The sequence below is a fragment of the Bradyrhizobium sp. 157 genome (assembly GCF_023073815.1).
Taxonomy (GTDB): Bacteria; Pseudomonadota; Alphaproteobacteria; order Rhizobiales; family Xanthobacteraceae; genus Bradyrhizobium.
Window position 1 is genome coordinate 1 of record NZ_JADPKF010000068.1, and the last position, 26,296, is coordinate 26,296.

The following is a 26,296-nucleotide window of genomic DNA, read 5'->3' on the forward strand; positions in this document are numbered from 1 at the left end:
CCCACCGATCAGACGGCCGTGCATGAAAAGCGATTGCGGGCTTTCATGACCGCGCTGCGGGACGACGTCACGGCAGACCGGCGCTTTGAGCTCGTGCCCAGTTGGCGGCCTCTTTCATGGACGCAATTGACCTAGTTTGAAATTAACAGTCGCCTGATTTGAACTTTCGCCCTGTCCTGCCGTCCTACAGTTATGGATCGGATTCGGGAAAAGCAGACGCTAGAAGCCAAACTCGCCAGATGCCGCGAGCTGGCGAAAGAGTTCCCACACGGCTCCACGGCGCAGATGATCCGCGATATGGAAGAAGAATTCCGCCAGCAAGATCAGCCGCTTGGGCCGCAGCCGTCCGCACGATCGCGTCGAAGGGATCGCCCATCACGACCATAGGATGGCATCGCACGTCGCGCAATTCTGACACTGCGCTGATCAATTCCGCAAGCATGCGTTCGCTCTCCCGCGCCTCCATCTCGACGAGACCCTGCGGTTGATCATCATCCACTACATGGATGATGGCGAGGTCCGCGGCCTCGGCCTGAGCCAATTGGCCAGCTCGACGCAACGCCCGCTGGGACCGTGTGGAAAAATCAGTTGCTGCCAGGATTTTCATACGATCGCTCCTAACGAAGATTGCCGAGGTCTACCCATCAAGAGACCCAGCGCCACCCTGTTGATTGCCCTTCGTATAAGTTGGTCCGTCCGATTCTAAACGCCATCCTTCTACGAGACGACAAGACGCGTTGTCGCTCTGCCTTCTTGGCATGGCGTGCAGATTGCCTATGCGGCAGTTTGCACGTGCAGTTGCGCGGCATGTCGGCTTCGACAACTCGCGACGCCTTTCTGGATTTCGACCATACTACTAGTTCTCTGGTCGTCGTGGCCAAAATGCTCGGCGCCACGACCCGTGCCACGGCGCTTCAGCAGCGTCTTTGGGCCAGGGTTAGCAACAATCATGAATTGAAATCACAATTAAATTCGTTTGTCCGATCCTACCCTTGGTGAAATACAGGCTCTTAAACCACTCAAGCCAAACGGTGCTGATCCGCCTGAGGAGGCTTCAATGTCACGGAACGAAATACGATACGCCCTCACCGATCGTCGCGAGCTTGTAACCGTCGGTGCGGCTATCGCAGCGTTGGTGCCGATCTCCGGAAGTGCCTTCGCGGCCAGCAGACATTCTCACTCCGCCAAAAGAAAGACACGGACTGATAAAACGTTCGAGACCGCAGCGGTTCTTCGAGATCTTTGGGTCGGACACATCTTCTGGGTAAGAGAAGTTTCGATAACCACGATCGAAAAGCGCGACGACGCCGCAAAAATAGCAGAGCAACAAGCCGTCACCAACGCGCGATCGATCGCCGCGACCATCGAACCATTTTACGGAGCAGCCGCGAAGGACACCTTCTTCAAACTCCTCGCGGGTCACTATGGTGCTGTAAAGGCCTATCTTATGGCGACGGTCGCAAACGACGCTGCCAAGCAAGGCACGGCAACTCAGTCTCTGACGTCGAACGCCGAGGAGATTGCCGGCTTCTTAAGCAAGGCCAATCCTCATTTGCCGAAGGATGCAGTGAACAACCTTCTTTTGGCCCATGGTGGTCATCACATCCAGCAGATCCAAGAATTGAAGGATCGGAAGTATGAAGCCGAGGCTCACACCTGGGAAGAGATGAAAAACCACATCTACCAAATTGCCGATGCTACCGCTGACGCTCTAGCAAAGCAATTTGCCGATAGGTTTTCCTGATCTTCGGCACAGACGATCTGTGCGAGCGTGGAAGTGAAATACGGATCGTCGCCGTGATCACCTCTTGTCAGGGCACGAACTGAGGGCATCTGAGCGCCAGAATTGACTTTTCTGATTTCATGATTAGCTCGTGGGTATGACGATGTCTAAAGCGCACCACTTACAATCTCGCGCGGGCCTGCTGCAAGCTGGCAGCTAGCCCGGGCGGCTTACGCCGGCCGGGACAGTTCTATCCAATTTCCAATGCCTCCTACTCGATCCGCCGGTACGCGTGCGCTGTACGCCTGCCGGGCGGAACGGTCGTAGCTCGCGCGAAAGAGGAGTGATGATATCAATGTTGTTAATGTTAACAGCGACTGTCCTGATTTTATGGCTAGGCCTCGTCTTGTTTTTTGACCCCGATGGATTTGGCGCGGAGAGACCTCGTCGGAATCACAGCAGGCGAAGTCCAAAGCGCTGACTGCTGATCGTCGGACCAACGCTCGACAAGCCATTAGCCGGTAGCAAACACCAGACGCCGCACAGGTCGCCCGGTGAGAGCAGACCGCCTCAAGGAAGATGAAGGTAACAGGATGAATCCGCTACTGCCGTCCGACCGTCAATGCTTATGCAGCACGAACGGCGACATGGCGAGCATGGATTGGGGAGATTGAGATGACGACTGAGAAGACAGTCACCACGTCGAGGAGCCACGTCAAGCCTGCGATCATCCTCTCGGCAAAGGACTACAATCGGCTTTCCACGCTTGCACATGCGGCACGGAACAGGCTGCCTGATCTGGCGTCTGAGTTGGCCGAGGAGATCGGCCGCGCGCACGTGCTGAGCCGGAACGAAATAGCGGACCACTTCGTGGGTATGAACGACGACGTCGAATTTCGCGATGATACAGCGGGACGTGTCCGCCAGGTCACGCTCGTCTATCCTGACGAAGCTGACATCTCACAAGGGAAGATTTCCGTGATGACCCCGGTCGGAACAGCCCTAATTGGCCTGCGGACCGGACACTCGATCACGTGGAAAACGCCACTCGGAGAGACGCGGCAACTTACCGTAGTCTCGGTCCGCAAGCTCCATTGGCGTTGACGCGATGCCTTCCGTGCGACGTTGTAAACTCGTCGCACGGAAGCGGTGCATGCATAGACTGGCCGAGTGCATTGAGGTTGGCTTCGCGGCCAATCTGAACGCTTTCTGATCGTCGATCAACCTGCCGGTCTCGAGGATCGCATCAACTGTTTTGATCCTGAGGCGCAATTTTTTTCGCTTGCAGAAAGTGAATGGTAAGCGAGAATTGCGTGGCGGATATGAAAGGAGTCTGGAAAATGGATACCCCCGACTACCATCATCCCGTGAGACTTCCCCCGGTCATTATCTCAGAGGCGGATCGAGAGAAGCTGTATGCTGTTGCCACCTCCGTGGTCGCATGGCGCCGGCTGCCTCAAACCTATTACGGGAGATCTATCGAGCGACAATAGTCCCTAATGATCACCTTCCAGCGAATGTTGTGGGTATCAACTCATATGTAGATGTGCGCGACAACGTCGCCGGCGCGAACAGGCGAATAGTCCTCGTCCTACCAGACGGAGCGTCCACGCAACCGAACGCGGTTTCGGTACTGAGCCCGCTAGGAGCAGCCTTGATTGGACTATCGGAAGGCTCCTCGATCGAATGGTGTACCGCAAGCGGAGATCGACGCAGTGTAACTGTCCTTCGTTCCACGCCGAGCGCGGCCAGGTCGCCAACGCTCGCCGATATGCAAGTAGCGCAACTCGAAAGGCCCATGTGGTAAATGCCGGCAACAGATGGTGTTGACCCGACCCGCGAGGCTACCCATGGAAGACCGGCTCTTGGCTGAGAGAATTGTCGATCAACTTTCCGATGCCGTCATCTACGCGAACCGATCGGGCGAAATTGTCCGATGGAATCGCGCTTTGATCGGTCTGTTTGGCTTCGTCCCGGAGGAAGCACTCGGCCGAAGTCTCGACCTGATCATTCCGGAGCATCTGCGCGCTGCGCACTGGAGCGGCTTCAACGCGGCGATGACAAAGGGCGTAATGAAGCTTCAAGGCCGTCCGACGCTGACCCGGGCGCTGCACAAAAGCGGACGCAAACTCTACGTCGAGATGACCTTCGCTGTCGTCAAAGGCGACGAAAGCGAAGTGTTGGGTTCGGTCGCCATGGCACGCGACGTCACGGACCGCGTCGAGCGAGAGCGTTCCGCAGCCCGCACGACCTGAGAGGAACGGTAGCCATGCTACGCGTTGCGTCTGGAATGGTCGCCGACACGTTCGGCCTCCTCACTCCTTCGCTTCAGCCGTCGAGACTTCCCGTAGCGCCGCTAACGCTGAAGCAAGCGTAGCTTCATCAACATTTGCAGAATGAACGGCGTAAATCGGAAACGAAAACTTAGGCGCTCCAGGCACGACGTGGAGTTCTCCAGATATCAGGTGCGGTTTCACAGCGTGCATTCTGAAATACCCGGCTCCTCCTTCTAAAAGGACGTAATTGAGAGCCAAAGGGCCAAGATTTGTCACGAGAGTTGGCGTAATCTCGGGAAAAGCTACGTCGTGGTGAAGAGAAAATTCCTGTCCCCATTCAACAAGAATATATCGCGAAGTATCCAATGAATCTGCCTTTGGATCCGTCGTCACCAGGACAAGCTCCTCTTCCATTATCAGATCGATCTTAAGTCCTGGCCGGTGTTGAGGCGCATACATTATTGCGATATCGACCATCCCCGCGGCTACGTGAGTGATTAGATCCTGTGGGACGTCAACATGTACGCGAAGAGCAATGTCCGAGTGTGAGCGTCGCATCCGCCGAACCCAATTGAGCAAGAGAGGCTGCCACAGGCTGACCTCGCTACCCACCGTAAGGACGGCGCGATGTCCGGCGGGCACGGCCACTTGCTGGCGCGCGCGCTGCCAGAGTTGCACAAAGCTTGGTGCGAAACGTAGGAATTGCTCTCCGGCTGGAGTCAGAGACGCTCCGGCTTTGTTCCGGATAAAAAGAGGGCGCCCAAGCTGTTGCTCAAGCAAGCGTACCCGAGCGCTGACGGTCGTTTGACCGACATGCAGTCGGTCGGCAGCCTTGATGAAGCTCCCTGTCGAGACGATCTCCAGAAACGTCCGGGCCAGTTCGATGTCCATGACCTATCTAACATGAAAAATGCACTCAAGCGTCAATTAACTTCGTTTGTATGCTACATCGCTGGGTGAGAAGGTTGACCGTCAGAAGCCGTTGGTCGAGCGAGCGCGCCCCTGAGGAACGGATGCTTTCCCTGATGGCTCAGCTCGCCTATTTGGGGACAGAACGGAAAGGGCGCCACCCATGCGAAGCCTTAGCCTTGGCCAGATCGCCATTATCGTCGTTTTGACGGCCTTGCTGATGCTCACGGGCTTTTGGGCTACGTCGGTATGGAACGCGACTGGCGACGCCGTGATGGATAAGCATGGCTGGATCGCCCTTGGTCTCGGAACCTTCTTTTCGCTCCTCGTCGGGTGCGGATTGATGGCCCTGATGTTCTTCAGCAGCCGCAGCGGTCACGACGACGCAGCCGATCCGTTCAGGACAAGGCGGGAGGAGCCGCCCGCCGAGTAGCCTCCCGGTTTTGCTGATCAATGACAGCCCTCGGCGTCAGCCAACAGGGCCATCACCCGTCGTCACGTCGCCGCACTACCCAAATGGTCGATTATGGCCGGCATGACCGTGAAGAAGACCATGACTAGGCGTATGACTACGAACACGTTGCCCATATCGCCCATATCCAGCATCCCGCTCGATCCAATTTGACCCCACTGCTTTGAGGTACTCCCGGAATTACTAACGTCGAAAATGGTGCTGCGTCGTTCAGACGTCTCACCGTCGTACCACCACCGCGCCGAGTAACTGGGCCTTCCAGCGTGAGGTTCATCATCTTTTCCCCCGCTCCTTCAGTTGCTGAATCGGCGTGACGTTACTCGCCCTTTGCTCGGACTTTACGGCGACGAGCAGGCTGCACGGAAGTTGATGCAAGATCGATTCGCCTACTGAGCCGTTCAACCAGCGCGCAAGCGTCCCTTGATCCCGATGACCAACGACGATCAAATCCGCGTCTATCTCTCTTGCCGACAGAATTATCTGTTCCGCTGGATTGCCGTATTTGAGTTCGCTGGTTGCAGTGCATCCAGCGCGTTGCAAACGTTTCACCCCCTCATCAAGTACGGTCTGGATTACAAAACGCTGATTGTCGGGAATGAACGGCATTGCCTCGACGACAAGCATGCTTTCGGACGGGTCGATGATCGCGAGAAGATGAACCGTCGCACCACATGCTGATGCCAAGCTCTCGGCTTGAACCAGCGCTTCGCGGCCGTCAGGGGAGCCGTCGAATGCCAGGAGAATCTTCTGGTACATGCGAGTTTCCTCTCTCATACGTTTGAAACAGACGGTTGCGCCCTCTGCCACGGCACCGGCGGCCAGGTTGCTGATACTTTCAAGAACGCCCATGGCCTCGCTTATCGTCCTGGGCGGAGAACTCGCCGGATCTTCGAAAGGAAGTCTTTGTCATCTAGGCCCTCACCGCCTGCGTCCTGGCCCCGATGAACAGATCGCGGACGTAACGTTGTCATCAACGTATGCTCGCAAGTGATTTTGACAAACGAAAAGTATCGCGACTTAGTATCGATTCTATTGATACGAAGATTGCTTGGGCACAGAGTTGGTACGGACCTGACCTCATCACGGATGGATAGTTAGCGCCATCGACCGATTCACGCCCGCCTGCCCAGGTACCGAGATTCGAAAACGCCTACTGCGTATCATACGCAGATCACGAACCGCGTTATTCCGATCCATTTTTAGGCAACAACTTCCTTGATGCAAAGTGGCAATAATTTTCGCTTGTGAAATTTGACTAAGGAGCAGCTAGTTGTGCGCGGCCGCCAAGCAATAGAGGGCCCAGAATCAGGCTGCCGATCCTCATCTCGTTCTTGCAGGGAAACGAAATCATGCGGAAAGCCCGGCTACCCCAACAAGCCTATTTAGATGAAGACACAATCCAGACATGCGCATCCTCTCCGCGCGAAATAAATGCAGGTGACCCCAGCTACTTCGGTTATTGGTCCAAAGAAGAGGTGCTGAATTTTCTCAAGGAACTCCTTGAAAGTGAACGCATCGGTGTCACGGCATATGCAGCGATCGGAGGCGCGGCTGACTCTCATGTTGCAGACCTCGCTTTTGAATCCGAGCTGGCTCAGGGGGCAATTTGCATCCTTCTCAAAAAGGAGATTGCCACGAGAACGGGAGCCGGCATGCTTCGTCACAATAGGCGAACCGCCCATCCGAACGTAGAATGCAGCCTCCGCCGAATGATCGCATTCGCAATCCGCAATCAGGCTAGGCTGGCCGATATGATCGAGGATGCCGTCCTGAACATCTTCGATTCAAAACTAAATGCCAAACTTATGTACCTGCTGCTGCTACACCGTAAACAGGTCGAGCAGCTTGAGACGTTTCTCACCTAGTTCGCCTCGACTCCCATCTTCATGATTTCCGTCTAGTTTTGGTGCGGAATGGTCGGTCACGGAACGGCGCTTCAAATCCAGCGTTGAATCCAATGACTGGCCCCCCACCAAGGCACATCATACGGCACTACATGTATGAAAATGGATGGAGAGATTTCAATGACCGCAAAGGAAACTTCCTCAGAACGGGAAAAGAGAGAACTGGACCGTCAGTTGGATGAGGAACTGGAGGCCACATTCCCAGCAAGCGATCCGCCAAAGATAACTCGCTTTTCAGCAAGGTCCCCCAGCGCTGCAGATCGAACAAAGAAGAACGTCACTCCACGGAAGGTCCGAGCGAAGCGTCTACCAATTTTTTGAATATGAATTGTCACTATTTATCGCTTGTCAGATGTTGCCGAGAACTCGCAAGATGCTGGACGACCCGATAGGGCAACGGCAACCAGACATCTCCTTCGAGAGTGGGAGGCAACATGACCGAACTTTCTGGTCTCGAATCCCAGTATGACGCTTTCCTATTCGCTTCGCTTTCGGAGACAGATGAGATGACATTGAGCGTCTTGTCCCTGCTCGCACGTCAGGACGTTGATCCCTGGCAGGAGGCAGCTCGCCTGACACAGCTTCCGAAGGCTCAGGCGATAAACAGCCTCGCCGCGAAGATATGGAAATCGAATAGCGAGCGATGGTCGCCATCTGAGGCGAGCATCCTGGCGGCTCGTTTGATCAAGCTTCTGCCTTCGCATAGTCGCCTCCACTCCAGCCCACTCTGGGCCGGCGACGACACTGGCAGGTTGACGTTTTGGATGGTCGGCTGGATGCTATTTATATCGGTCGCCATATCGGCAAACAACATGCAGAAGTCGACCAGTGACTCCAGCGCTCCGGCCACCAGCGTCAGCATGGCTGCACAGGGACACGCGGTGACACGATCGTCCCGAGGGATTGGAGCGGACTAAGATATCGGCGATACTGGAGAAGTATCGATGAGTAAGAGGATTACTGCCGAGAACATCAAGCTAAAGCGGGCATACGATCCCGCGCTGGTTCGAGCGACGGCACTCGAATACTGGTCGACCGGCTGTGTGGCCGCGCGGGGTCAGGTAAGCAGATGCTGCGATCGATCCGCGGGCCAAGGATTGCACGTTTCGACGTCGCTACTCGGAAGAAATACATCGGCATCAAGACCAGCTCGGCGAACTTCGTACCCTCGCTCAAGGAGCCGATTACAATCGTTTTTGCAGCGCGTGATGAGGCTAACAACGATGCGGTCGTTCTGAAATCCTGCTTGGCCGGAGCATCCCACGACGCCCTGATTCTCGCTCGCTTCGCGCTCGCGCCGTAGTTCGTCGTAGTTCGGAGGCTACACTTCATCCCTTCGAATGCTCCTTCTCTAAGGTGTGCTCCCGCTGTTCGCGGACCATTGCGTCGTTTGGAAACAGGCCGGCTGAGATCGTATTCCTGGCGAGATAAAGCCCGTTAGCTCGATCGCAACGATCGTTGTGAAAGGAGCAACCATGAGCGACGTCGAGCGAGATCACGCTGAGAAGCGGCCGTCCATCGTCTTGACGGCATCGGACCGTGAACGGTTATTCGCGCTGCTTGGCGCCGCGCCATCGACAGTCGACATGGACACTGCCTGTTTTCTTCGCGAGGAAATCGAGCGCGCGGATGTTGCACCAGACGATATCGCACCGAATTCGGTCGTAAGACTCGGCTGTGACGTAAAATTCGTCGATCACGCAGATGCACGAATTCAACAAGCTCAACTTGTCTTCCCGGAAGAGACTCTGCGCGGCCGCTGCATTTCAGTGCTAAGTCCAATAGGAAGTGCGCTGATCGGTCTTGGACCGGGGCAGTCGATCCGTTGGACCGAGCAAGGAAGAGAGCGTAGCCTCGCAGTTCTTGAAGTGCGAGTTCGGCAAAGGAGTGGCCATGAAAGGAGTACCGCAGTCGGACGGAAGATTTGAAACATGGCGCATCGATTTTTTACAATCGGGCACTCGACCCGCTCTGTCGTTCCGTTCGTGGATTTGCTGAGACCGCACGAGGTTAAGCTTGTCGTCGACGTTCGAACCATTCCGCGCTCACTGACCAACCCCCAGTATAACGCCGCGCGGTTCGCTAACGCTTTGTCCGAGTTACAAATTGGCTATGAACATATCACCGAGCTGGGGGGACTCCGTGGCAAGAAGCGAGACGTGCCCGCGGACGTGAATGCATTCTGGGAAAATAGAAGCTTTCACAATTATGCGGACTACGCCATGAGCGATGAGTTTCGGTCCGGCCTCGCCAAGCTTCGCAAAGTTGGGCACGGGACCACTTCTGCAATAATGTGTGCTGAGACCGTCTGGTGGCGATGCCATCGAAGAATAATTGCCGACTACCTCATCACGACCGGCGAGACGGTATTCCATATTTTAGGGACCAACCACGTTGTGCCAGCATCCCTCACTCGAGGGGCTATACTGTCACCAGACGGCACGCTGTCCTATGCCCGCCCTCCTTTTCCCAGAACAAGATAATTGAGCGCTAATTGATTTCGTTTGTCAGACCCAAAGGCAAGGCCTGAACTCTCTCTGCCATCGGATGTTCCGCGGGCATTTCCGGCCGCGCAGCTCGGTTCAGCCATCACGAACCAGACGTCAGGGCGCGTCGTCCGAACGCACGATTCCGTCTTCGCCTTCCAGTCGATTGATCTGTTTGACGTCCTGGCGAGTGAATTTCAATCCGACACTGGCCCCCATACTGCCATCCTCTTCGACGACGACGACTCCGAGCTTCTCGAAGGCCCGGCTTACAGCTTGGACGTCGCCTTCCGAATGGAGCCAGGCGCTGCCGTTCGCCTCCATCAGGGCTGTGGTTTCGGCCGGGATTCCAGCAGCTCCCCGAAATCCTCGCGGCTAATTCCCGTTAAGGCGCGCGCGGCCGCAATCAAGCGTCCTGTCATTTTAATCTGGGATCCCATATTCAGGTCTCGCCGCTTGAAGGAATGATGCGTTTTTTGTCTCTTGGAACAGGTCGAGAATTCAGTAGTCGGCAGCACTCTCAATCTCACCGCCTTGTTTCCGGCCACCGTGCCCTGTCCCGCAGCTCAAGGCTCTTTCTCGAAATGCTTGCGAGGGCGGGCAGTCGGGAGTTGCCACCCACGGCGGATCGCCATCAGGCGAAGTCCAAAGCAGAGTGCGACTCCGGCAATCGTCGTCGCGATTGAGGGAATGTGCAGCAGGGCGCCTGCAACCACCACCGCCGCACCGGCCAAAGCGGCAACGGCGTAAAGATCGGCGCGCAGCACGGTTGGAACGGCGACAAGGACATCGCGCACCATGCCTCCGCCTATTCCCGTCACCATGCCGAGCAGTGCTCGCCATAACCGGATTCATGCCGAGGGCCAGCGCTTTTTGGGTGCCGGACACGGCGAAGAGCGCCAGTCCCCCAGCGTCGAACAGGAGGACGGAGTTGCGCCACCGGTCGACGCCGGGAAACCAGCAGAAGGTGAGCACGCCCGCCAAAAGGGAAACGGCCAGATATCGCCAGTCGCTGATCGCTGCGGGCGGGACCGCGCCAATCAGCAGATCGCGGGTGATACCTCCGAAATTCCCCGCCACGAACGACAGCACCAGAACGCCGAACAGGTCGAGCCGGCGCTTGACGGCAGCGGTGGCACCGCTGAGCGCGAAGACAAAGGTCCCGATTAGGTCGAGCATCAAGCAGCATGTTCATCGTGGGTCGGCGGCCCATGTGAGGTGAAGTCGTCCTCTACATCTCCCGCGCCGATCAGAAATAGCAAATGCCACCCGCAGCCGCCACCAGCCAAACCCGCACTGCAACGATCAATGTTTCCACGCAGCACGACGTTCTGGCGCTGGCTGGGCTACATCTAATAATTATATCATTCGCATTCCTAAACGACACGCGATAACGCCACGTCCGTATGGCGAATCTATTCCTGCTGACGAGGCGCCCACTGCGGCCTTTCATGTGTTGGGGGCTATCGGCGTAAGCATCGAATTTGCCGACCCGAAAAACGGGTCTGCTCTGCCTTATCTCGAGCGCCGCGGATGGATCGCCTGCTCCGTTATCCACGAAATAGGCGGCATCACAACCCGAAATTGTCTTAATGTTCTGCACGATCCCGGGGCGACGCAGCATAAGGACAATGGTGTTGATCATATGGACGAAACGAATTTTGCCGGCCTGCCTGTCGGAGGCCGACGCTTAACTATTGTTTTCAGTCGGCTTCAACACGCAGTCGCTGCGGCAGATTACGGGAGTTTTCGGCAAGCTGCCCATGCGTTGTCGATAAAGCAATCGACGCTCAGCCGTTCTGTCCAGCTTCTCGAGCACTCAATTGGCGTCGTCATCTTCGAACGGTCAAGCGGTGGCGTTCGCGCAACGCCGGCGGGTCGTCACTTTCTGCGCATGACGCGCTCGATACTGGAACAGATCGAGGCACTTATCGCATCAACAAGAGCGAAGGGATCTGGCGAAGCCGGTCGTCTCGTTATCGGGTTCTGTACCTCGCTGACGGCAGGCAATCTGCGCGCGACAATTACTCGATTTCAAGAAGCTATTCCCGCAGGTCGAACTCGTTACCGTCGAGAGATCTAGAACGCGGCTTACAACGGCGCTCCACAACGGAGTTATCGACGTAAGCATCATAACAGGCGACCAGCAGCCCTTCGATAGCAAGATCACTCCACTCTGGAGTGAACGAATTCTAATCGTTCTGCCGAGTGACCATCCTTTGGCTGCGCGCGAAGTCATCTACTGGACAGATCTGCAGCATCAGATTGTTTTGCTCAGTCACTATGATCCCGGGCGCGAGCTTGAGGATCTCCTGAACGCAAAGCTCATCTCCCCTGAACACCGGCCTCGTATCGAACGCCATGACGTCAGCCGTGGCGTCATCAAGAGCTTGATCGCCGTGGGGTTTGGCATAAGTCTTGTACTGGAATCCGATATCGGTGCCAACTTTTCCGGTCTCGTCTATCGTGAGCTGCGCGACGGAACGGGGCCGAGTCGCATCGGCTTTTCAGCGGTCTGGCGGGGAGACAATGAAAACCCTGCCCTCCAAAATCTCCTAAAATTGCTTGCCGAGCGCTATCCCTTCGGTCCGGTGGCCCCGTGAGACGTCCTTCGTGATCTTGCAAAAGCGCGGTCCGTCGCCATGAATCGCGCCAGCATCGGCGCGATCAGCCTTGCTGGATCATGCGCAGGTTGGCCGGTTTCTTTTGAAAGCACCTCCGCGTAAGCAAGGATATCCCGATGCACCGCTGCCGGAGTTCAATCGTCAACTTCACTGGCTTGTCGTCAGCGATGGCGCCAAGTTTCAGCTTAGCCATCCTTTTCAACCCTTGTAAGGTTCGAGCACGAGGTCGCGATTGACGATCACCCGTACCGGAAATCCCGGACGGATCGTCAGCGTCGGCTGGATGTTGAGATTGCGCCGCACCACCTGCTGGCCAGTCTGATTGATCGAGTTTCCTGCCCCTCGCCGCAAGGCCTGAATGATAGCGCTGTTTGTGTCGCTAACATCCGTCCCTGAATTCACCTCAGTCCCGACGGCGAGCAGGGTTGAGAGCGCGGCCGCTCCCAGCAGTTCCTTCCAGTGGTTGTCGACCTCGTCCTCAAGACCGGAATACCCGGCAGCATCGGCTCCCGGTTGTCGTTCCAGCACAATGGATCGACCATCCGGCATGACTAGCCTCGTCCAAACCAGAAGCACGCGTGATTGGCCAAACGTGACCTGGCTGTCGTAGATCCCGATCAGCCGCGCGCCCTGTGGGATAAGGCGAGCTCGTCCCGTCGGGGTGTCATACACATTTTCGGTTACCTGCGCTGTGATCTGGCCCGGCAGATCCGAACGAATTCCAGTAATGAGCGCAGCGGGAATCATGGTCCCAGCCTGAACCACGAAGGGCGAGGCGGGCTTCACCAATCGCTCAGGACTAGTGGTTCGTCGGTCGATTGGAGCATTAACGAACGCAAGTTTGCGGTCTTGACCGTTCTGAAGAAAGGCATCGTCGGTTGAAGTGGCCCCACCTGCGCTCTCGCTTGACGTCGCTGGGCCACGTGACGAGCGCGCAACGGTATTCGCAAAGACTTTGCTGGTGCGAGCTGCCTCACTCTCCTGATTGATCCGTTGCTGCTCGGCATCGACCGCAAGTGGGCTATTTTGGTTTTGTGCGGCGACAATCGGGCGGCCCAGATCACCGGGCAAAGGAGGTCCCAGTCGCGGCACTTCCGGCGGAATTGAGCCGTAGTCCTTGGGTAAGCTCGCAAGCTTGTCTGCCACATTGTGGTGATCGGTTGAGTAGAGTTCGTCCGAGGCAGGAGCCCGCTTCTCGCGTGTTTGCAGCGCCAGGAAAACGGCAGCGGAAATGAGGGTGAGCGCTAAAGCCGTGCCTCCAATCAGCGCTTTGCGCGAGACTCGCGTGACGTGCGGGCGCTCCGGCCGCAACCGGAAAGAACTCGCCATCTCCGCCTCGGGCGCCGGCCGAACACCCGCCCCGTTTGTGGCCCCCTGTTCGGTATTGCTCATCAAGATCTCCCGTCGGTTCTGATGATGCGGACCTTTTGCTGGTCCTCGCCCCCCAGCCGCAGTTCGGCGGCTGCGAACAGCCGGTCGACAATCAGGACGTTGCCGAACGCGCGATAGTTGACGAGCCCGGTCTTTCCGTCCGAGTTGATGACAAGCAGCGGCGGCATCTCGCCTTGCCCGATGCCGGGCGAGAACTCGATGTAGACCTTGCGACCGTCGTCAAAGGCGCTGACGGGGCGCCAGGGAGGATTGTCGCCCTCAAAAGCGTATCGATATCGCCGTTGGGCAGGGTCTGGAATGAAGGGCTTGGGCGGCAGCGCACGACCACGCGCGGCTCGGTCTTCAGGATAGAACCAGGAGACCGACGGCATGTATGATTTTTCACGCGAGCGCAGCTCGATCAGGTAGGTCCGCCGATCTGTGTTGAGAACGAGGTTGGTTTCGATGGCGGCTCGTGTCGGCTTGACCATGATATGGACCCGCCGTGTGTCGCCACTGCCGCTCTCGGTATCGCCAACGACCCAGCGCACCGTGTCACCGGCGGCCACGGGTCCCGAGCCGATCAATTGCTCGCCCGGCTCCAAGGCGATATCGGTGATCTGTCCTGGCGCCGCATAGATTTGATAAAGCGCGCCCGGACTATAGGGAAACACCTGAACCGCGTTGAAATACCCTGCCTTCCGAGGCTGAACGCGGGCCGCGTCGTTGGCGCTTTCGATTCGGTCAAGTGGCGCCTCGGCTTCCTTTTCCTTGCCACCGCGTGCCGGCATCCAAGCAGGGGGCACGTGAAGAGGACGCGGCCGATCGTCCGCAAGCGCTGGCTGATTGGGCAGCGGCGGGATTTCGTCGTCATAACTGATTTGCGGAGGTTTGAATGTCGTGCACCCCGCGAGCGCATAGGCGCAGATCAGGAGAGCCGAAAACCCATTCCCCATTTTCATTCGCAGTGAACGTTGATTTCTCCGCATCACTGTCAAAACTCCTTCGACCAGTTGATGGCGTTGACGTAGATGCCAAGCGGGTTTTTGCGCAGCCGATCAATATCGCGCGGCGGTTCGACGACAACACCGACGATGGCGCTCCACCGCTCTGTGGTCGCGAGTTGGCCGTTCTCGTAGCGGCGTTCGATCCAGGCGATGCGGAAGCTGTCGGGCGAAGCCCTGAGCACGCTGGATACTTCGACGGCGACCTGGATCTTCCCGACTTTCGTGAACGGATCGTTGTTGCGGGCGTAGTCGTTTAGCGCGGCGGCACCGCGATCGGTTGTGAAATCGTACGCCCGAAGCCAATCCTCGCGTAGCACGATGGCGTCCATGGGGAGGGCGCGAACATGTTCGATGAAGCGGGCGAGATGGAAGGCGATCTGAGGGTCGGTTGCCTTATGAGCCGAGGTTGCCGGTGCGACCGCCTTTGCTTCGCCGAGACGATCGACCTCGATGACCCACGGCGTGATGGACCCCTGTGCCGACTGCCAGACGAGCGCAGCGGCAAAGCCGGCAGAGAGGAACAGACAACCAAAGGCCATCAAGCGCCAATTCCTGGCCTGGACACGCGCCGAGCCGATCCGGTCATCCCAAACCTGCGCGGCTTTTTGGTAAGGCGTAACCGGCTGAGGTGTGCGGCCATAGTGAACGGCCGATCGTTTGAACATGTTGATCTCGACATACAAGACGAAGGGCGTGGGTGGCGTTTGGTGCGTTTGAAGAGTTCTGCTGCGATGGTTCTGATGTCAGCGCTCTTGATCCTTGAGATCGACGGAGGCCCCGCCTCCGCCGTGATCCCCAGACCGCAGCGCCTGCGTAGTCGCCGAGACGCCATGACTGACCGTCTGTGCACGCTTCATGCGGCGAACCCACGCGGGTGCGCCTCCAGAAGGATCTGCACTGCCGGCTTCGTCGGGCGCGGCGCTCGACCTACCAAAGTGAGCGGCGAGCGATCGCAAGGGGCTAGCCGCAGAGGAAGAGCCGGCCTCGGCGGACGGCCCTCCCGTCCGAAACGCGGATGCCGCGCCGCCTACGAGCGCGCTGCCTCCCCTCGCCGCGCCTCCAACCATGCTGCCGGTGAGAGCAGCCCCGCCTGCTGTGAGTGCTGCTCCGGCGGCTACCACGCCACCTGCGGCCATCGTGGTTCCAACTGCTGCACCGGGCCCAAGTTGCGGACCGCCTGATACAATGCCGTTTGCAATTCCAGGCCCGAAGATACCGAGGCCCAGCAAAGAAAGGGCCGCGAGCACCAATGCCATCGCATTTTCGATTGTCGGCTGGTTGCCACCAAACCCCGAGGTAAACTGGGAGAACAGCGTCGATCCGATGCCAACGATGACGGCAAGCACCAGGACCTTGACGCCGGACGAGATGACGTTCCCGAGTACGCGCTCGGCGGCGAAGGCGGTCTTTCCAAACAGGCCGAACGGAATCAGAACGAAGCCGGCCAGCTACGCAATAAATCAAGTCAAAGCGGACGGAGCTAGAATCTCGTTCTCGTAAGCGTGGGTCAGGGTTGGGGCGCGGCTCTTCGGAGAGGAATTTAGGTGCTTGTTGACCTTTATCGCCGGTATCGCGATGCGCTGGACGCGATCGTCCATGAGGCGCAGCCCGTCGAGTATAACTGGGGAGAGTTGCCGAACCCGCTGAGCGGGGTATGGCTCGCGTATAGCGAGATGTTCAACGAATTCTCGCGAGAGATCGCAAACAGCCTCAACGAGTTGAATGACTATAGTCTTCGTCTGAAGGCTTGGAACACCGTGATCGCTCCTATGATCGACGCGGAGAAGCTCGACGCCACACATGAGTTTATAGATCCGATTGCGACCATCGGATTGAATCTGCCTTATGTGATCCGGTCGCGGTTCATGTTTGCAGCAGCCCATTTATCTCACCAGGCAAATCGATCGCGCGAGGGTGCATCATGGCGCGACGAATTCCCACTAGACAACGAGGTGTATTTCGCCGCGGCCGACAAGTTCGGCGCCCCATGGCGAACGTACAACGCTTTTAAACAATGCATCGAGCAGTTTGGTAACAAAGAGTATCAGACGGCGACACGGGACTTTCGGAATGCATATAACCACCGGTTCTCGCCGCGTTTTGTTATTGGGATCACCAAGATTGTTGCACGAGAAGTGGATACGGAAGCAAAATCCATTCATTATTCGTTTGGAGGGCTGCCGGCGCTTAGTCTTGATTTTGTTGCTGGGCTCATGGACGAACAATATCAGCTTGGCTTAAAAGCCTTTCGCGCATTTCAGGCGTTGGTCCGCGAACACGAGGCTAGCATCGCTAAAGACAACATTGTCTGATGGTACGGGTTTAGCCATGGTTGACCATTTCGAAAGCCCTAAGCGAACCATCCAACGCGCGAAGCATCACATCGACGACCTGGAACGGCACGTCATCGCCTTCACGGCCAGCAACACGTGGACCCACGTCGTCGATCTGGATGCAGATGGATTCCATCATCTGCACAAGATCAGATGGAGTCGTAGCCTTCCAGATGACTTACCGAGCATTTTGTTCGACGCGGTGAATAATCTCAGGTCTGCGCTCGACCAGTGCGGATACGCTTGCGCCATGGCCGCGAAAAACAAGTCCACAAAGCACATCAAGTTTCCCTTTGCGAAAGACGAGACCCATTTCCTTAGGGCTCTCCCCGGATGCTGCAAGGATTTGCCTGCGGAAATCATCGCGCTGTTTCGGAGCTACAACGCATACAAAGGAGGGAATGACGTTCTCTGGGCATTGAACGAATTGTGTAATACCAAGAAGCACTTCTCCTTGGTGCCCATGACTGCCGGCAGGGCCATCCTTAGAATTATCCCTACCGCCGAGCACCCTTTAGCGAGCAAAGCACGACCGACCGCCGAGCACCTTGCCAAGGGTGTTAGCCCAGCCGGGTTCTACGGGCTTGTAGGCGGAAATGTTAGCCCCCGCGATCCCCGTTGGGACGCATCAAGAAATGAACTACTGTTGCTCAGAACCGACCCCAAAAAGCATGTCAATCACGATGCAAACGTTTCCCCGACCGTATCTATTGAGGGCATCGATTTTTTGCGCCACAAGCCCGCCGTTGGCGTCCTCAAACAAATGCTGAATGCTGTCGCCGCAGTCGGCGAAGCCACTGAGAGTGAGTGCCGACGGTTGGGCTTGATCTGAAAGGCGAGCCATCCCATCAGGGGTGACCTTTCTCAAGTATAGAACTCGGCTCGCTTAGCGGTGGGCTGTAGCAACATCGTCGCCGGGCCTTTCCGCGGTCGCACAGAACCGCACCAGTTTCGCACCAGAAACGAGCTCTTCGAAAGCAAACAAACGCGATCGCATTTGAACGAAAACGCAAGGAAATCAACGAAAGTCATCTTTAGCCGGCCGCTCATAACGGTCTGGTTGCAGGTTCGAATGAAAATAAATGAACTAGCTACTGGGTTGTCTTAGGTCACCGCACCAGAAACGCTCCGGAAAGTTAAAGAACAATACTTTTCGAACTCTAGCCTTCTCGACAATGATGAGCACGCTGCTAAGCGTGTTTCGGACGCGTTCGACACCGCGACTGAACTACGCGATGAAGAACTAGGCGGGGCATCGTCCTTCGGCCTAGCTCGGCCATGTGATGGTGAGCGGAACGAAAAGCCGGACCGGTCAGCACATATGCGCATCACGGTCCGGCTCCTAGCGTCACTGAACTACATCGAGCTGCGGCAATAACGGCTCGCTATCGCAAAGCCACGCACGCATCTTGATGTGTTTCATCAAGGCTATTGTGCGCCGGTGAAGGCTACTTCTTTTTCTTCTTGCCGGTCGCCTTCTTTGCTTTCTTTGCCTTCTTCGCTTTCTTAGCCATGTTGCCCTCCAGATCCCAAGTTGATTCAATGCAAGTCGACCTCGACATGCATAAAAATAGAGTACACCACAATAGCAAAATTGATACTGCGCGGTTCGAAGAAGGTAAACGGTGGCAGACCGTAGCGCGTTGCAAGTTGCCAACCTCTTTCACGAGGCCTCAACGCGATACGTGGACACCCTGCCCCGCTGGAAACATCCGCACCGAGATTGACATGAAGACCACGCCGCAAAGGGCAGGCAGCTCGGAGCTGAAACAATTGCTCAGTGCTTCAGCCAGGGTCGAAGGCCATCCTGTATTATTGAAAATCCATCCCTTCTTTGCGCCGCGCTTTCTTCTTCTACGATTTGCCTGATGTCGCCATTTCTAATCGTTGCTGGTGATCTGCATCATGCATCGTCCATCAGATGAGTGGAGAAAGTTCGAGACGAACTTTTTCGGCAGCTCACGTTTTTTGATCCTTCGCGATGCCGCGTTCTGTTATAATTCCAGCGGGTTCTTGGCCGCGCCGTATGCCGGCTGCGATAGCAGCGGGATATTGCGGAGAGCCGACCGTCGAGTCATTCTTGAAGCGCGTCGGTACCGAATATCCTCAACCGCGGGTCAAAGAAGGGAGGCGTCAGCTGTGGTTGCGAGACGATCTGGACCGAGCTATCGCGCCGGACATCGTGCCGGGCGACCTCGCCGCGGATTTGTGACGTTGGAGCGCCCACTTCCACGCTTTGTGGAGGTGCGTCGGCTTGCCCGCGGTTCGGTCGCATTCTACTTCCGGATCCCGACCTATTACCGCAAGCTCGGCTGCGAGATGGCGAATGAGCCACTTGGGACAAGCTACGAAGCCGCATGCGGCGATGACGGAAAAGGCGGACGCGCCGCCACACTCAATGCCTTATTCGATGAGTGGAACGGCCAGCGCAGAGGAGAGCCGGGCGGGCAGGGAAAGATTGCGCGCTATGGCACAATCGATTGGCTGTTCCGGCAATACAAGACGGAGAAGGCCTATACCGAGAAAGTCTCTCCAAGGTCACGCCCTGACTACGAGCGGATCATGCAGATGATCTGCGATACCGTCGGTAAGAGCGGACGGCGGATCGGCGAACGGCAGATCATGGAAGTCACGCCACGGGCCGCTGATAAAATCTACGACAAGATCATCAACGGGCCGAACGGACTCAGGCTGCGGCAGGGCGAGAAAGTGGTCGGCCTCTGTCGCAAGGTCTGGCGCATCATGCGTCGGCTGCACCCGGAGCTGTTCGATAAGAAACACCCGAACCCCTGGGACGACTTCACCCTCAAGAGCCGCACCAAGACCAAGAAGCACGCGGTCACCCGCGAGGAGGTCTATAAATTTGCGTGGGGCTGCATTAAGGAAGGCCGGCCTGAACCCGCGGCCGTCGCAGTGATCTGCTTTGAGTGGCTGCAACGGCCCGAGAATGTGGTGGCCGGTTTTCTGACTTGGCCCGACTATCGCAGCAAGAATTGGCCACACGCCGTGCGCATCGAGCACCATAAGAACAATGCGTTGGTCTGGCATCCGCTAGAAGAGACTCTCGACGGCGAGACCGTCAAGTTTTATGCCGAAGCAGAGGACGTCTTGAGCCATCTGCCCAAGCTTGGCGTCCCGATGATCATGCGTCGGATCGAAAGGGGTGAGTGCAAGGGCCACGCCAAAGTGTGGTCCTACCCCGGCATGGAAAAAGTGGTGCAGCAGATGCGCAAGAAGATCGACGGCGTGTCAAAGCTGTTCACGCTTGATGCCTGTCGACACGGCGGCATGACCGAGCTTGAGGAAGCCGAACTGACGGACGGCCAGGGTCGTGCGCTTTCCGGACACAAGACCGCACAGGCCTATCGCGGCTATGCCAAGGAAACGATGATGCGAGCGTTGGCTGCGACCCGTAAGCGACATGCACACCTCTTGGCGCAGAAGGAACTCGATCAGCAGAATGCTGATGGAGCAGCATCAGCTCGAGACGAAATTCAGCAGATCTCCCCAACGTCGAAGACTAGTGTCGGATCGCAAAAATAGACTTCGCGCTTCGTTGAACGCTGCAAAGGGTCGACGGTGTCTCGCGGCTGGCGATCCTGCACGCGAGGACGTGGCAACGATCGAAAGCTCGCAACCCACAGACAGCGTTCACGCGCTCAATTCGCATTTTTGATGGGTTGACGTGTTCAACCCGCGACGTCCTCCGTCGGCCTTCGACCAAACGAAACCAGCACAGAATTTCCAAATGCGGGGCAAACTGAATTTCCAAATGCGCTGGAAATTCCGCCTCAAGTAAAACCATTTACTTAACAAAATCAGTGCGTTGGCTCTGGCTGGGGCGGGAGGGATCGAACCTCCGAATGGCGGAATCAAAATCCGCTGCCTTACCGCTTGGCTACGCCCCAAAAGGCCTGGCCGGAACACGGGATCGACCGACGCGATCGGTGTCCGGCACCGCCGGTCTATAGAGGGTATCTCGCCATTTCAACAGGCAGCGGGGGCGAATTTCACCCCAAAATCAGCTCCATCGATGTGACCCTTTATAAAGGGTCCCTGCTTCCGGTCTCCCGGGCCGGTTTTTCGCGCCCGGGCGGGACCGATACCGCCCCCCGGAGAGTTGAGAGAACCCTGGTTTCGTGGGAAGACGGCGGCAGCTCATTAGCCAAAAAAGCGAGATTATCGTCATGACTTACCGCGCGCCGATCTCCGACATCCTGCTCGCGCTCAACCACGGCGCCGGACTGCAGGCGGCCGTGAAGGCCGGCCATTACGGTGATTTCGACGCCGAGATCGCCGCCGCCGTGCTGGAGGAAGCCGGCAAATTCGCCGGCGACGTGCTGGCGCCGTTGAACCGGGTGGGCGACGAACACGGTATCAAGCTTGCGGACAACAAGGTGACGACCGCGCCGGGCTGGCCCGATGCCTATCAGCGCTGGGCCGCCGCCGGGTGGAACGCAGTGTCCGGCCCGGAAGCCTTTGGCGGCCAGGGCCTGCCGCTCGCGATCAACGCCGCCTGCACCGAAATCTGGAGCGCGTCGAATATCGCCTTCGGCCTCTGCCCGCTGCTGACGCTTTCGGCGATCGAGGCGCTCGACGCCCATGGCACTGAGGAACTGAAGAAGGTCTATCTACAAAAACTCGTCTCCGGCGAATGGACCGGCACCATGCAGCTCACCGAGCCGCAGGCCGGCTCCGACGTCGGCGCGCTGCGCACCCGTGCCGAACGGGCCGGCGACGGCACCTACCGCATCAAGGGCACCAAAATCTTCATCACCTATGGCGATCACGACATGACCGACAACATCGTGCATTTCGTGCTGGCGCGCCTGCCCGATGCGCCCGCGGGCACCAAGGGGATTTCGCTGTTCTTGATTCCGAAATTCCTCGTCAATGCCGATGGCTCGCTCGGTGAACGTAACGACATCTATCCGTCCGGCGTCGAGCACAAGCTCGGCATGCACGCCTCACCCACCTGCACCATGACGATGGGCGATCATGGCGGCGCCATCGGCTACCTGATCGGCGAGGAAAACAAGGGCATGCAATGCATGTTCACGATGATGAACCAGGCCCGCCTCGGCGTCGGCCTCGAAGGCGTCGGCATCGCCGACCGCGCCTATCAGCAGGCGCTGGCCTTCGCGCAAGAACGCAAACAGGGCCGCGCCGTCGGCAAGCAGGGTGACGGGCCCGATCCGATCATCGTGCATCCCGACGTCAAGCGCATGCTGTTGCAGATGCGCAGCATGACGGCCGCGGCGCGCTCGATCTGCTATGCAACGGCCGTGGCGCTCGATATCTCCGCTCGCGCCAAAGACCCGAAGGTGCGCGCCGATGCGGCCGCGCGCGGTGCGCTGCTGACGCCGATCGCAAAGGCGTTCTCCACCGATATCGGCAACGAGGTGACGTATCTCGGCGTGCAGATTCATGGCGGCATGGGCTTCATCGAGGAAACCGGCGCCGCGCAGCATTACCGCGATGCGCGCATCACCTCGATCTACGAGGGCACCAACGGCATCCAGTCGATCGACCTCGTGACACGAAAACTCGCCGCGAATGGTGGCGCATCCGTGTGGGCGCTGCTCGATGAACTCGGCGGCATCGTCAAGCAGGTCGAAGCCTCGAACGATCCGGCCTTCGGCACGACCGGCGCAAAGCTGCGCGACGCGCTCGGCTCGCTCGAGCGCGCCAGCAAGTGGCTCCTGGAGCGCGTGGCGTCTGCGCCGAACGACGCGCTCGCCGGCGCCACGCCTTATCTGCGCCTGTTCGGCTCGACGCTCGGCGGCTGCATGCTGGCCGGCGAAGCGCTGGCCGCGAAGAGCCATGGCGACGCTGGCGATCCGCAGCGTTACGTGACGGTCGCGCGGTTCTTTGCCGAGAACATCACCGTGCAGGCCGGCGCGCTGGAGAAGACGGTGACGGACAGCGCCGATGCCGTGAACGGCGCGGATGCGGCATTGCTGGGGTAAGCCTTTGTAGGGCGGTAGGCGTAACCCGCCTTCGCGAGTCCGGGCTCGACGAACCAAGCGGCGGATTACGTTTGCGCTGATCCGCCTACAGTCCTTGCCCTTAGTGGGTACCGCACGCGAATCCCAAAAAAGCACAACAAGTTCCATTGTGCCGCTCGTTGTTTTGAGGCAACACCCTTGAAAAAACAGATTGTCCCGTAGTCTCCGGCCGTTGCGGATTCATTTCGCAATCCGAAGAATGAACCCTGTCGCGTGCTTGTGTAATCAGGCTCATGCGGAGCCTTGGGAGGCCGGATCATGGACCCCTGGCGATTGGCGACGACGGCGCAGCGCCGCATCAACGTTCTCGCGGGCCTCGCTCTCGCGAGCTGGATTATCGTTTGTCTCGCTGGCTTCGATTCGGCTTCCACCGAACGCGTCAGCGCTTCTGTCGTCAGCGCTTCCATCAAGAATGCCGCCGCTTCCATCGAGAGCGCCGACGCGCCTTCAATCGTGGCACGTCAGGAACCATCTCTCCCCGCAACCGCCGAGCCTACGCACAAGCCGCCTGTGATCGCGCTGGCAAGCGCCGCCATCGATGCCATCGATGTGCCAATCCCTACCGCATCCGTGATCGAGAAAGCGCCTGACACGACGAAAGCTCCTGACGCGACCGCAGGCCTGGAGGAGCCGAAACCTGTTGTCGTGGCCGCGCTGACCGACCCGGCGGAGGTACTGCCGCCGGAAATATCTTCCGCCGAGGTTGCGACCACGGTCACGCCCGATCCTGCACCCGACAATGCCGTGCAAGCTGTGCGCACCATCGAAATCAACGAGGAATGTCTGGTCGTAGAGCCCTGCATCGATCGCTATTTGTGGGCTCTCTACGAACGCGCGCCCAAGATCGACGCCATCAAGGTGCACGAGCGGAGGAAGGTGACAGTCAAGAGGAAGGGCAAGACGGTGACTGTCACCAAAACCTTTACCAGGCGTGTCGACGAGGATTTTACGTGGAAGGATCCGAAGGCCGCGGAAAGAGCCGGCATGACCATGATGGACTACGTGATCGGAGGCATGGACGAAAGCTTCAAGCTAAAGCTCTTTCATATGCTGCACGCGGCTGAGCAGGCCGGGCTCTCGCCCGGCATCACCAGCGCATTTCGCGATGACTACCGTCAATCGATTGCGACCGGGCTGAAGGCAGCAAGCGACCGATCCTACCATGGCGGGAGTTTGCGTGGCGGCTACGGCCGCGGGCTCGCGGCCGACGTGGTGAGCGTCAAGGGCGCGAGCCGGGCGCAGCGATGGGTCTCCACCGAAAAGCTCTGGAACTGGATCGACGAGCACGGCAAGGAATTTGGAATCGGGCGGCCCTACCTCGACAGAGATCCGCCGCATGTCGGGCCGATCGACGGCAAGGAATATGCCTCTCGCCGCGGCGGCACGAACACGCAGGAAGCGCAAGTGAGTGCAAAGAAGCGCGTCCGTGTGGCCGCGCGGCACGATCACAAGGGGCTCGATCACAAGGCAGCGAAACAGGCGAAAACCGCAAAACAGGCGAAAACCGCGAAACTGTCGAAAGGCAGGACCATGTAGCCGGTTCAGGGCGCGCCCTTCCCGCATGGCGGGAAGATGGCCAAGTTGGCGGCTCCTCTAACCTAACCTCGACGCCTTAGCGTCGCGAACTGGCCGCAGCGACCGTCAAGGCAATCGCTGCGGGATCGCAGCAGAGCACCATCAACAATATCAGCCAGCGAACCGCGGCTTCGGGCGCGGCACCGACCATCATCGCGAGATACTGGATCGGGCCCGTAGATGCTTCGATGCGCGAACGTTCGCCGGCCAGCGCCGCGCGTTGCGCCTGCAGTCCAACCAGCGTTGCGGTGGCCGCCTGGCGCTGCGCATCCAGCCCATCCCGCGTCGCGCGCTCCTGCGTTGCGATGTTGATGGCCCGCGTCACCCGGCCGCGGCGTGTCGATTCATCCACGGCACGGTCAATTTGCGCAATGCGGTTGGCCAAATCGGCAACGACAGCCGATTGCGCCGAGACGCGAGCGTCGAGCGATTCAATGCGCTCGGTGACGCCGGAGCGCGCCGTGGCCGCGACGCTGACATGCGCCTCGACCAGCTTGCCAAACACGCCGGCGGCGTTGATCAGCGCAAGGCCGGCAACAAGCGCGACCATGACCGAGCGCATTTTCCAGTTGGTCCGGCGCCAATGCGCCGCCAGCCATCCGGCGATCACGAGCTTGCCGGCCTCCATCGTGGCGGCAAGCACCATCACGGCAACCGGGTCACCGGGAAATATTTCGGCCATGCCCGCGACTGAAAAATAGGCCGCAACCGTTGCCAGCGCGAAAGCTGCAACAAGGGCGATGGTGCGGCTGGTGACTATCGACGTGGCGGGAACGGCCTCCGCCACGATGGGCGCGACGGAAACTGTCGGCGGCTCGAGCTGCGCGTTGGGCGCCTCCGGCTCGCCGCCGAGCTCGGTCGTCTTGACGTCGGTTGTCGTGACGTCAGCTATCTTGTCTTCTGCTGTTTTGTTTTCGGCTATCTTCGCCTTGGCGGCCTTGGCCTTGGTGCTCTTGCCGGCCTTGGCGCGACCGGAAGCAGAAGAGGAGCGGCCGCGCTTCGTTGCCGGCAACGGCGCCTCGCCAGATGGTTCGACGCTCATCTCTTCCGCAGGTGTCGCCACCAATCTGGGCGTACGGTTTGAAGCGTTCGCCCAGGCGTCAAGCTGGTGTCTGATGCGCGCAGCGTCGCTGTCGCCCTCCGACAGTTCGGTCGCGGAGATCGCTTGCGTGGTCGCACGGCCTGTCATGTGGCACCCTGCCTCGTAGCGGCGAAAGCCAGCTTCTCCTCGGCGAAGAACTGGAGTGTGCCGTAACCTTCCGTGTCGACGGCATATCTAAAGCTTCCGTCAACCGTCGGAAAAACGGCGACAACCGTACCCGACTCCTGATCGTTAGCGACGTTTTCGACTTGCTCGCCGATCGCAAACTTCGACATCGAAAACTCCTTTCCGGATTCGTCGATGCGATTATATCTGCACAAGCAGGCGGTAGCTTCTTAACGATGCGCCTTCCGGGATTTAGGACGGCGGTTGTTGCACGAATGTCTCATCCTGCTCCCAGGAGGGGAACCGCTCTGCACATGGAGCGCGAAACCAACACGGCGCAATGTCCGGATTGAGTCAGAAGTGCGCTTCGAAGCGGAAATCTGCCGATCATCTGAATTTGC

The 26,296-nt window shown here is 58.2% G+C and carries 27 protein-coding genes, 1 tRNA gene and 4 pseudogenes; 17 read left to right on the plus strand and 15 right to left on the minus strand.

Features of this window, described 5'->3' with window-relative positions; genetic code table 11:
• Window positions 1–190 precede the first annotated feature (190 nt).
• Entirely contained in the window at window positions 191–607 is a 417-nt protein-coding gene (locus IVA95_RS15360) for a universal stress protein (protein ID WP_247511219.1), read from the minus strand.
• A 450-nt stretch (window positions 608–1,057) separates the two neighbouring features.
• On the opposite strand from IVA95_RS15360, the gene IVA95_RS15365 reads away from it, so the two are divergent.
• From IVA95_RS15365 to IVA95_RS15380, 4 genes are all read left to right on the plus strand, one after another.
• Window positions 1,058–1,744 carry a hypothetical protein gene (locus IVA95_RS15365; protein ID WP_247511220.1) on the plus strand — a complete coding sequence of 229 codons (687 nt, stop codon included), beginning with the start codon at window positions 1,058–1,060 and terminating at the stop codon, window positions 1,742–1,744.
• A 654-nt stretch (window positions 1,745–2,398) separates the two neighbouring features.
• Entirely contained in the window at window positions 2,399–2,827 is a 429-nt protein-coding gene (gene rnk / locus IVA95_RS15370; RefSeq protein ID WP_247511221.1) for a nucleoside diphosphate kinase regulator, read from the plus strand.
• A 337-nt stretch (window positions 2,828–3,164) separates the two neighbouring features.
• The gene (locus IVA95_RS15375) at window positions 3,165–3,530 is read left to right on the plus strand and encodes a GreA/GreB family elongation factor (RefSeq protein WP_247511222.1); all 366 of its coding nucleotides are present in this window, start codon (window positions 3,165–3,167) and stop codon (window positions 3,528–3,530) included.
• Window positions 3,531–3,588: 58 nt separating this feature from the next.
• Window positions 3,589–3,978, plus strand: coding sequence for a PAS domain S-box protein (locus IVA95_RS15380; protein ID WP_247511223.1), 390 nt, complete (start codon window positions 3,589–3,591; stop codon window positions 3,976–3,978).
• Between the two features lie 60 nt (window positions 3,979–4,038).
• Here IVA95_RS15380 and IVA95_RS15385 read toward each other — a convergent pair whose 3' ends face one another.
• Complete coding sequence (locus IVA95_RS15385; RefSeq protein ID WP_213256955.1) at window positions 4,039–4,890, minus strand: LysR family transcriptional regulator; 852 nt, start codon at window positions 4,888–4,890, stop codon at window positions 4,039–4,041.
• Between the two features lie 181 nt (window positions 4,891–5,071).
• On the opposite strand from IVA95_RS15385, the gene IVA95_RS15390 reads away from it, so the two are divergent.
• On the plus strand, window positions 5,072–5,341 hold the full coding sequence (locus IVA95_RS15390; RefSeq protein WP_247511224.1) for a hypothetical protein: 270 nt from the start codon (window positions 5,072–5,074) through the stop codon (window positions 5,339–5,341).
• 312 nt (window positions 5,342–5,653) lie between these two features.
• Here IVA95_RS15390 and IVA95_RS15395 read toward each other — a convergent pair whose 3' ends face one another.
• Complete coding sequence (locus tag IVA95_RS15395; RefSeq protein ID WP_247511225.1) at window positions 5,654–6,136, minus strand: universal stress protein; 483 nt, start codon at window positions 6,134–6,136, stop codon at window positions 5,654–5,656.
• 593 nt (window positions 6,137–6,729) lie between these two features.
• Here IVA95_RS15395 and IVA95_RS15400 point away from each other — a divergent pair.
• On the plus strand, window positions 6,730–7,245 hold the full coding sequence (locus IVA95_RS15400) for a hypothetical protein (protein ID WP_247511226.1): 516 nt from the start codon (window positions 6,730–6,732) through the stop codon (window positions 7,243–7,245).
• A 177-nt stretch (window positions 7,246–7,422) separates the two neighbouring features.
• Window positions 7,423–7,605, plus strand: a pseudogene (locus tag IVA95_RS39015) (hypothetical protein); the annotation flags it as partial.
• A 271-nt stretch (window positions 7,606–7,876) separates the two neighbouring features.
• Here IVA95_RS39015 and IVA95_RS15405 read toward each other — a convergent pair.
• Window positions 7,877–8,146, minus strand: coding sequence for a hypothetical protein (locus IVA95_RS15405; protein WP_247511227.1), 270 nt, complete (start codon window positions 8,144–8,146; stop codon window positions 7,877–7,879).
• A gap of 613 nt (window positions 8,147–8,759) precedes the next feature.
• On the opposite strand from IVA95_RS15405, the gene IVA95_RS15410 reads away from it, so the two are divergent.
• Both IVA95_RS15410 and IVA95_RS15415 read left to right on the plus strand, forming a co-directional pair.
• Entirely contained in the window at window positions 8,760–9,212 is a 453-nt protein-coding gene (locus IVA95_RS15410) for a GreA/GreB family elongation factor (RefSeq protein WP_247511228.1), read from the plus strand.
• Between the two features lie 3 nt (window positions 9,213–9,215).
• The gene (locus IVA95_RS15415; protein ID WP_247511229.1) at window positions 9,216–9,767 is read left to right on the plus strand and encodes a DUF488 domain-containing protein; all 552 of its coding nucleotides are present in this window, start codon (window positions 9,216–9,218) and stop codon (window positions 9,765–9,767) included.
• Window positions 9,768–9,887: 120 nt separating this feature from the next.
• On the opposite strand, the gene IVA95_RS15420 is transcribed toward IVA95_RS15415, so the two are convergent.
• The 3 genes and pseudogenes from IVA95_RS15420 to IVA95_RS15430 all read right to left on the minus strand — a co-directional run.
• Window positions 9,888–10,094, minus strand: coding sequence for a hypothetical protein (locus tag IVA95_RS15420; protein ID WP_247511230.1), 207 nt, complete (start codon window positions 10,092–10,094; stop codon window positions 9,888–9,890).
• A 242-nt stretch (window positions 10,095–10,336) separates the two neighbouring features.
• Window positions 10,337–10,567 carry a hypothetical protein gene (locus tag IVA95_RS15425; RefSeq protein ID WP_247511231.1) on the minus strand — a complete coding sequence of 77 codons (231 nt, stop codon included), beginning with the start codon at window positions 10,565–10,567 and terminating at the stop codon, window positions 10,337–10,339.
• A gap of 220 nt (window positions 10,568–10,787) precedes the next feature.
• A pseudogene (locus IVA95_RS15430) lies at window positions 10,788–10,949 on the minus strand (TRIC cation channel family protein); the annotation flags it as partial.
• Between the two features lie 274 nt (window positions 10,950–11,223).
• Between IVA95_RS15430 and IVA95_RS39020 the strand changes: the two are divergent.
• Window positions 11,224–11,853, plus strand: coding sequence for a LysR family transcriptional regulator (locus IVA95_RS39020; protein ID WP_346658009.1), 630 nt, complete (start codon window positions 11,224–11,226; stop codon window positions 11,851–11,853).
• Window positions 11,780–12,373 carry a LysR family substrate-binding domain-containing protein gene (locus tag IVA95_RS39025; RefSeq protein ID WP_346658011.1) on the plus strand — a complete coding sequence of 198 codons (594 nt, stop codon included), beginning with the start codon at window positions 11,780–11,782 and terminating at the stop codon, window positions 12,371–12,373. Before IVA95_RS39020 ends, IVA95_RS39025 begins: the two co-directional genes overlap by 74 nt.
• Here IVA95_RS39025 and IVA95_RS15440 read toward each other — a convergent pair.
• From IVA95_RS15440 to IVA95_RS15460, 5 genes and pseudogenes are all read right to left on the minus strand, one after another.
• Window positions 12,346–12,587, minus strand: a pseudogene (locus tag IVA95_RS15440) (DUF2274 domain-containing protein). The gene IVA95_RS39025 and the pseudogene IVA95_RS15440 sit on opposite strands and share 28 nt — an antisense overlap.
• A gap of 5 nt (window positions 12,588–12,592) precedes the next feature.
• Window positions 12,593–13,786, minus strand: a complete 1,194-nt coding sequence (locus tag IVA95_RS15445; protein WP_247511232.1) for a TrbI/VirB10 family protein — start codon at window positions 13,784–13,786, stop codon at window positions 12,593–12,595.
• Window positions 13,786–14,721 carry a P-type conjugative transfer protein TrbG gene (gene trbG, locus IVA95_RS15450; RefSeq protein ID WP_247511233.1) on the minus strand — a complete coding sequence of 312 codons (936 nt, stop codon included), beginning with the start codon at window positions 14,719–14,721 and terminating at the stop codon, window positions 13,786–13,788. The genes IVA95_RS15445 and trbG overlap by 1 nt, the downstream gene beginning before the upstream one ends.
• A gap of 38 nt (window positions 14,722–14,759) precedes the next feature.
• Window positions 14,760–15,437 (minus strand): conjugal transfer protein TrbF, encoded by a 678-nt coding sequence (gene trbF / locus IVA95_RS15455; protein ID WP_247511234.1) that lies wholly within the window; start codon window positions 15,435–15,437, stop codon window positions 14,760–14,762.
• A gap of 78 nt (window positions 15,438–15,515) precedes the next feature.
• Window positions 15,516–16,220 (minus strand): annotated as a pseudogene (locus IVA95_RS15460) (type IV secretion system protein); the annotation flags it as partial.
• Window positions 16,221–16,316: 96 nt separating this feature from the next.
• Here IVA95_RS15460 and IVA95_RS15465 point away from each other — a divergent pair.
• From IVA95_RS15465 to IVA95_RS15480, 4 genes are all read left to right on the plus strand, one after another.
• Window positions 16,317–17,084 (plus strand): integrase, encoded by a 768-nt coding sequence (locus IVA95_RS15465; RefSeq protein WP_247511235.1) that lies wholly within the window; start codon window positions 16,317–16,319, stop codon window positions 17,082–17,084.
• A gap of 16 nt (window positions 17,085–17,100) precedes the next feature.
• The gene (locus IVA95_RS15470; RefSeq protein WP_247511236.1) at window positions 17,101–17,937 is read left to right on the plus strand and encodes a hypothetical protein; all 837 of its coding nucleotides are present in this window, start codon (window positions 17,101–17,103) and stop codon (window positions 17,935–17,937) included.
• Window positions 17,938–18,833: 896 nt separating this feature from the next.
• The gene (locus tag IVA95_RS15475; RefSeq protein ID WP_247511237.1) at window positions 18,834–18,974 is read left to right on the plus strand and encodes a hypothetical protein; all 141 of its coding nucleotides are present in this window, start codon (window positions 18,834–18,836) and stop codon (window positions 18,972–18,974) included.
• A gap of 18 nt (window positions 18,975–18,992) precedes the next feature.
• Window positions 18,993–20,648, plus strand: a complete 1,656-nt coding sequence (locus IVA95_RS15480; protein ID WP_247511238.1) for a hypothetical protein — start codon at window positions 18,993–18,995, stop codon at window positions 20,646–20,648.
• A 290-nt stretch (window positions 20,649–20,938) separates the two neighbouring features.
• Here the strand turns inward: IVA95_RS15480 and IVA95_RS15485 are convergent.
• Window positions 20,939–21,013, minus strand: a tRNA-Gln gene (locus tag IVA95_RS15485).
• 279 nt (window positions 21,014–21,292) lie between these two features.
• Here IVA95_RS15485 and IVA95_RS15490 point away from each other — a divergent pair.
• Entirely contained in the window at window positions 21,293–23,074 is a 1,782-nt protein-coding gene (locus IVA95_RS15490; protein WP_247511239.1) for an acyl-CoA dehydrogenase, read from the plus strand.
• 297 nt (window positions 23,075–23,371) lie between these two features.
• On the plus strand, window positions 23,372–24,649 hold the full coding sequence (locus IVA95_RS15495; RefSeq protein WP_247511240.1) for a D-alanyl-D-alanine carboxypeptidase family protein: 1,278 nt from the start codon (window positions 23,372–23,374) through the stop codon (window positions 24,647–24,649).
• A 76-nt stretch (window positions 24,650–24,725) separates the two neighbouring features.
• Here IVA95_RS15495 and IVA95_RS15500 read toward each other — a convergent pair whose 3' ends face one another.
• Both IVA95_RS15500 and IVA95_RS15505 read right to left on the minus strand, forming a co-directional pair.
• Window positions 24,726–25,877, minus strand: a complete 1,152-nt coding sequence (locus IVA95_RS15500; protein ID WP_247511241.1) for a hypothetical protein — start codon at window positions 25,875–25,877, stop codon at window positions 24,726–24,728.
• Entirely contained in the window at window positions 25,874–26,065 is a 192-nt protein-coding gene (locus IVA95_RS15505) for a hypothetical protein (RefSeq protein ID WP_247511242.1), read from the minus strand. The genes IVA95_RS15500 and IVA95_RS15505 overlap by 4 nt, the downstream gene beginning before the upstream one ends.
• Window positions 26,066–26,296: the final 231 nt, after the last annotated feature.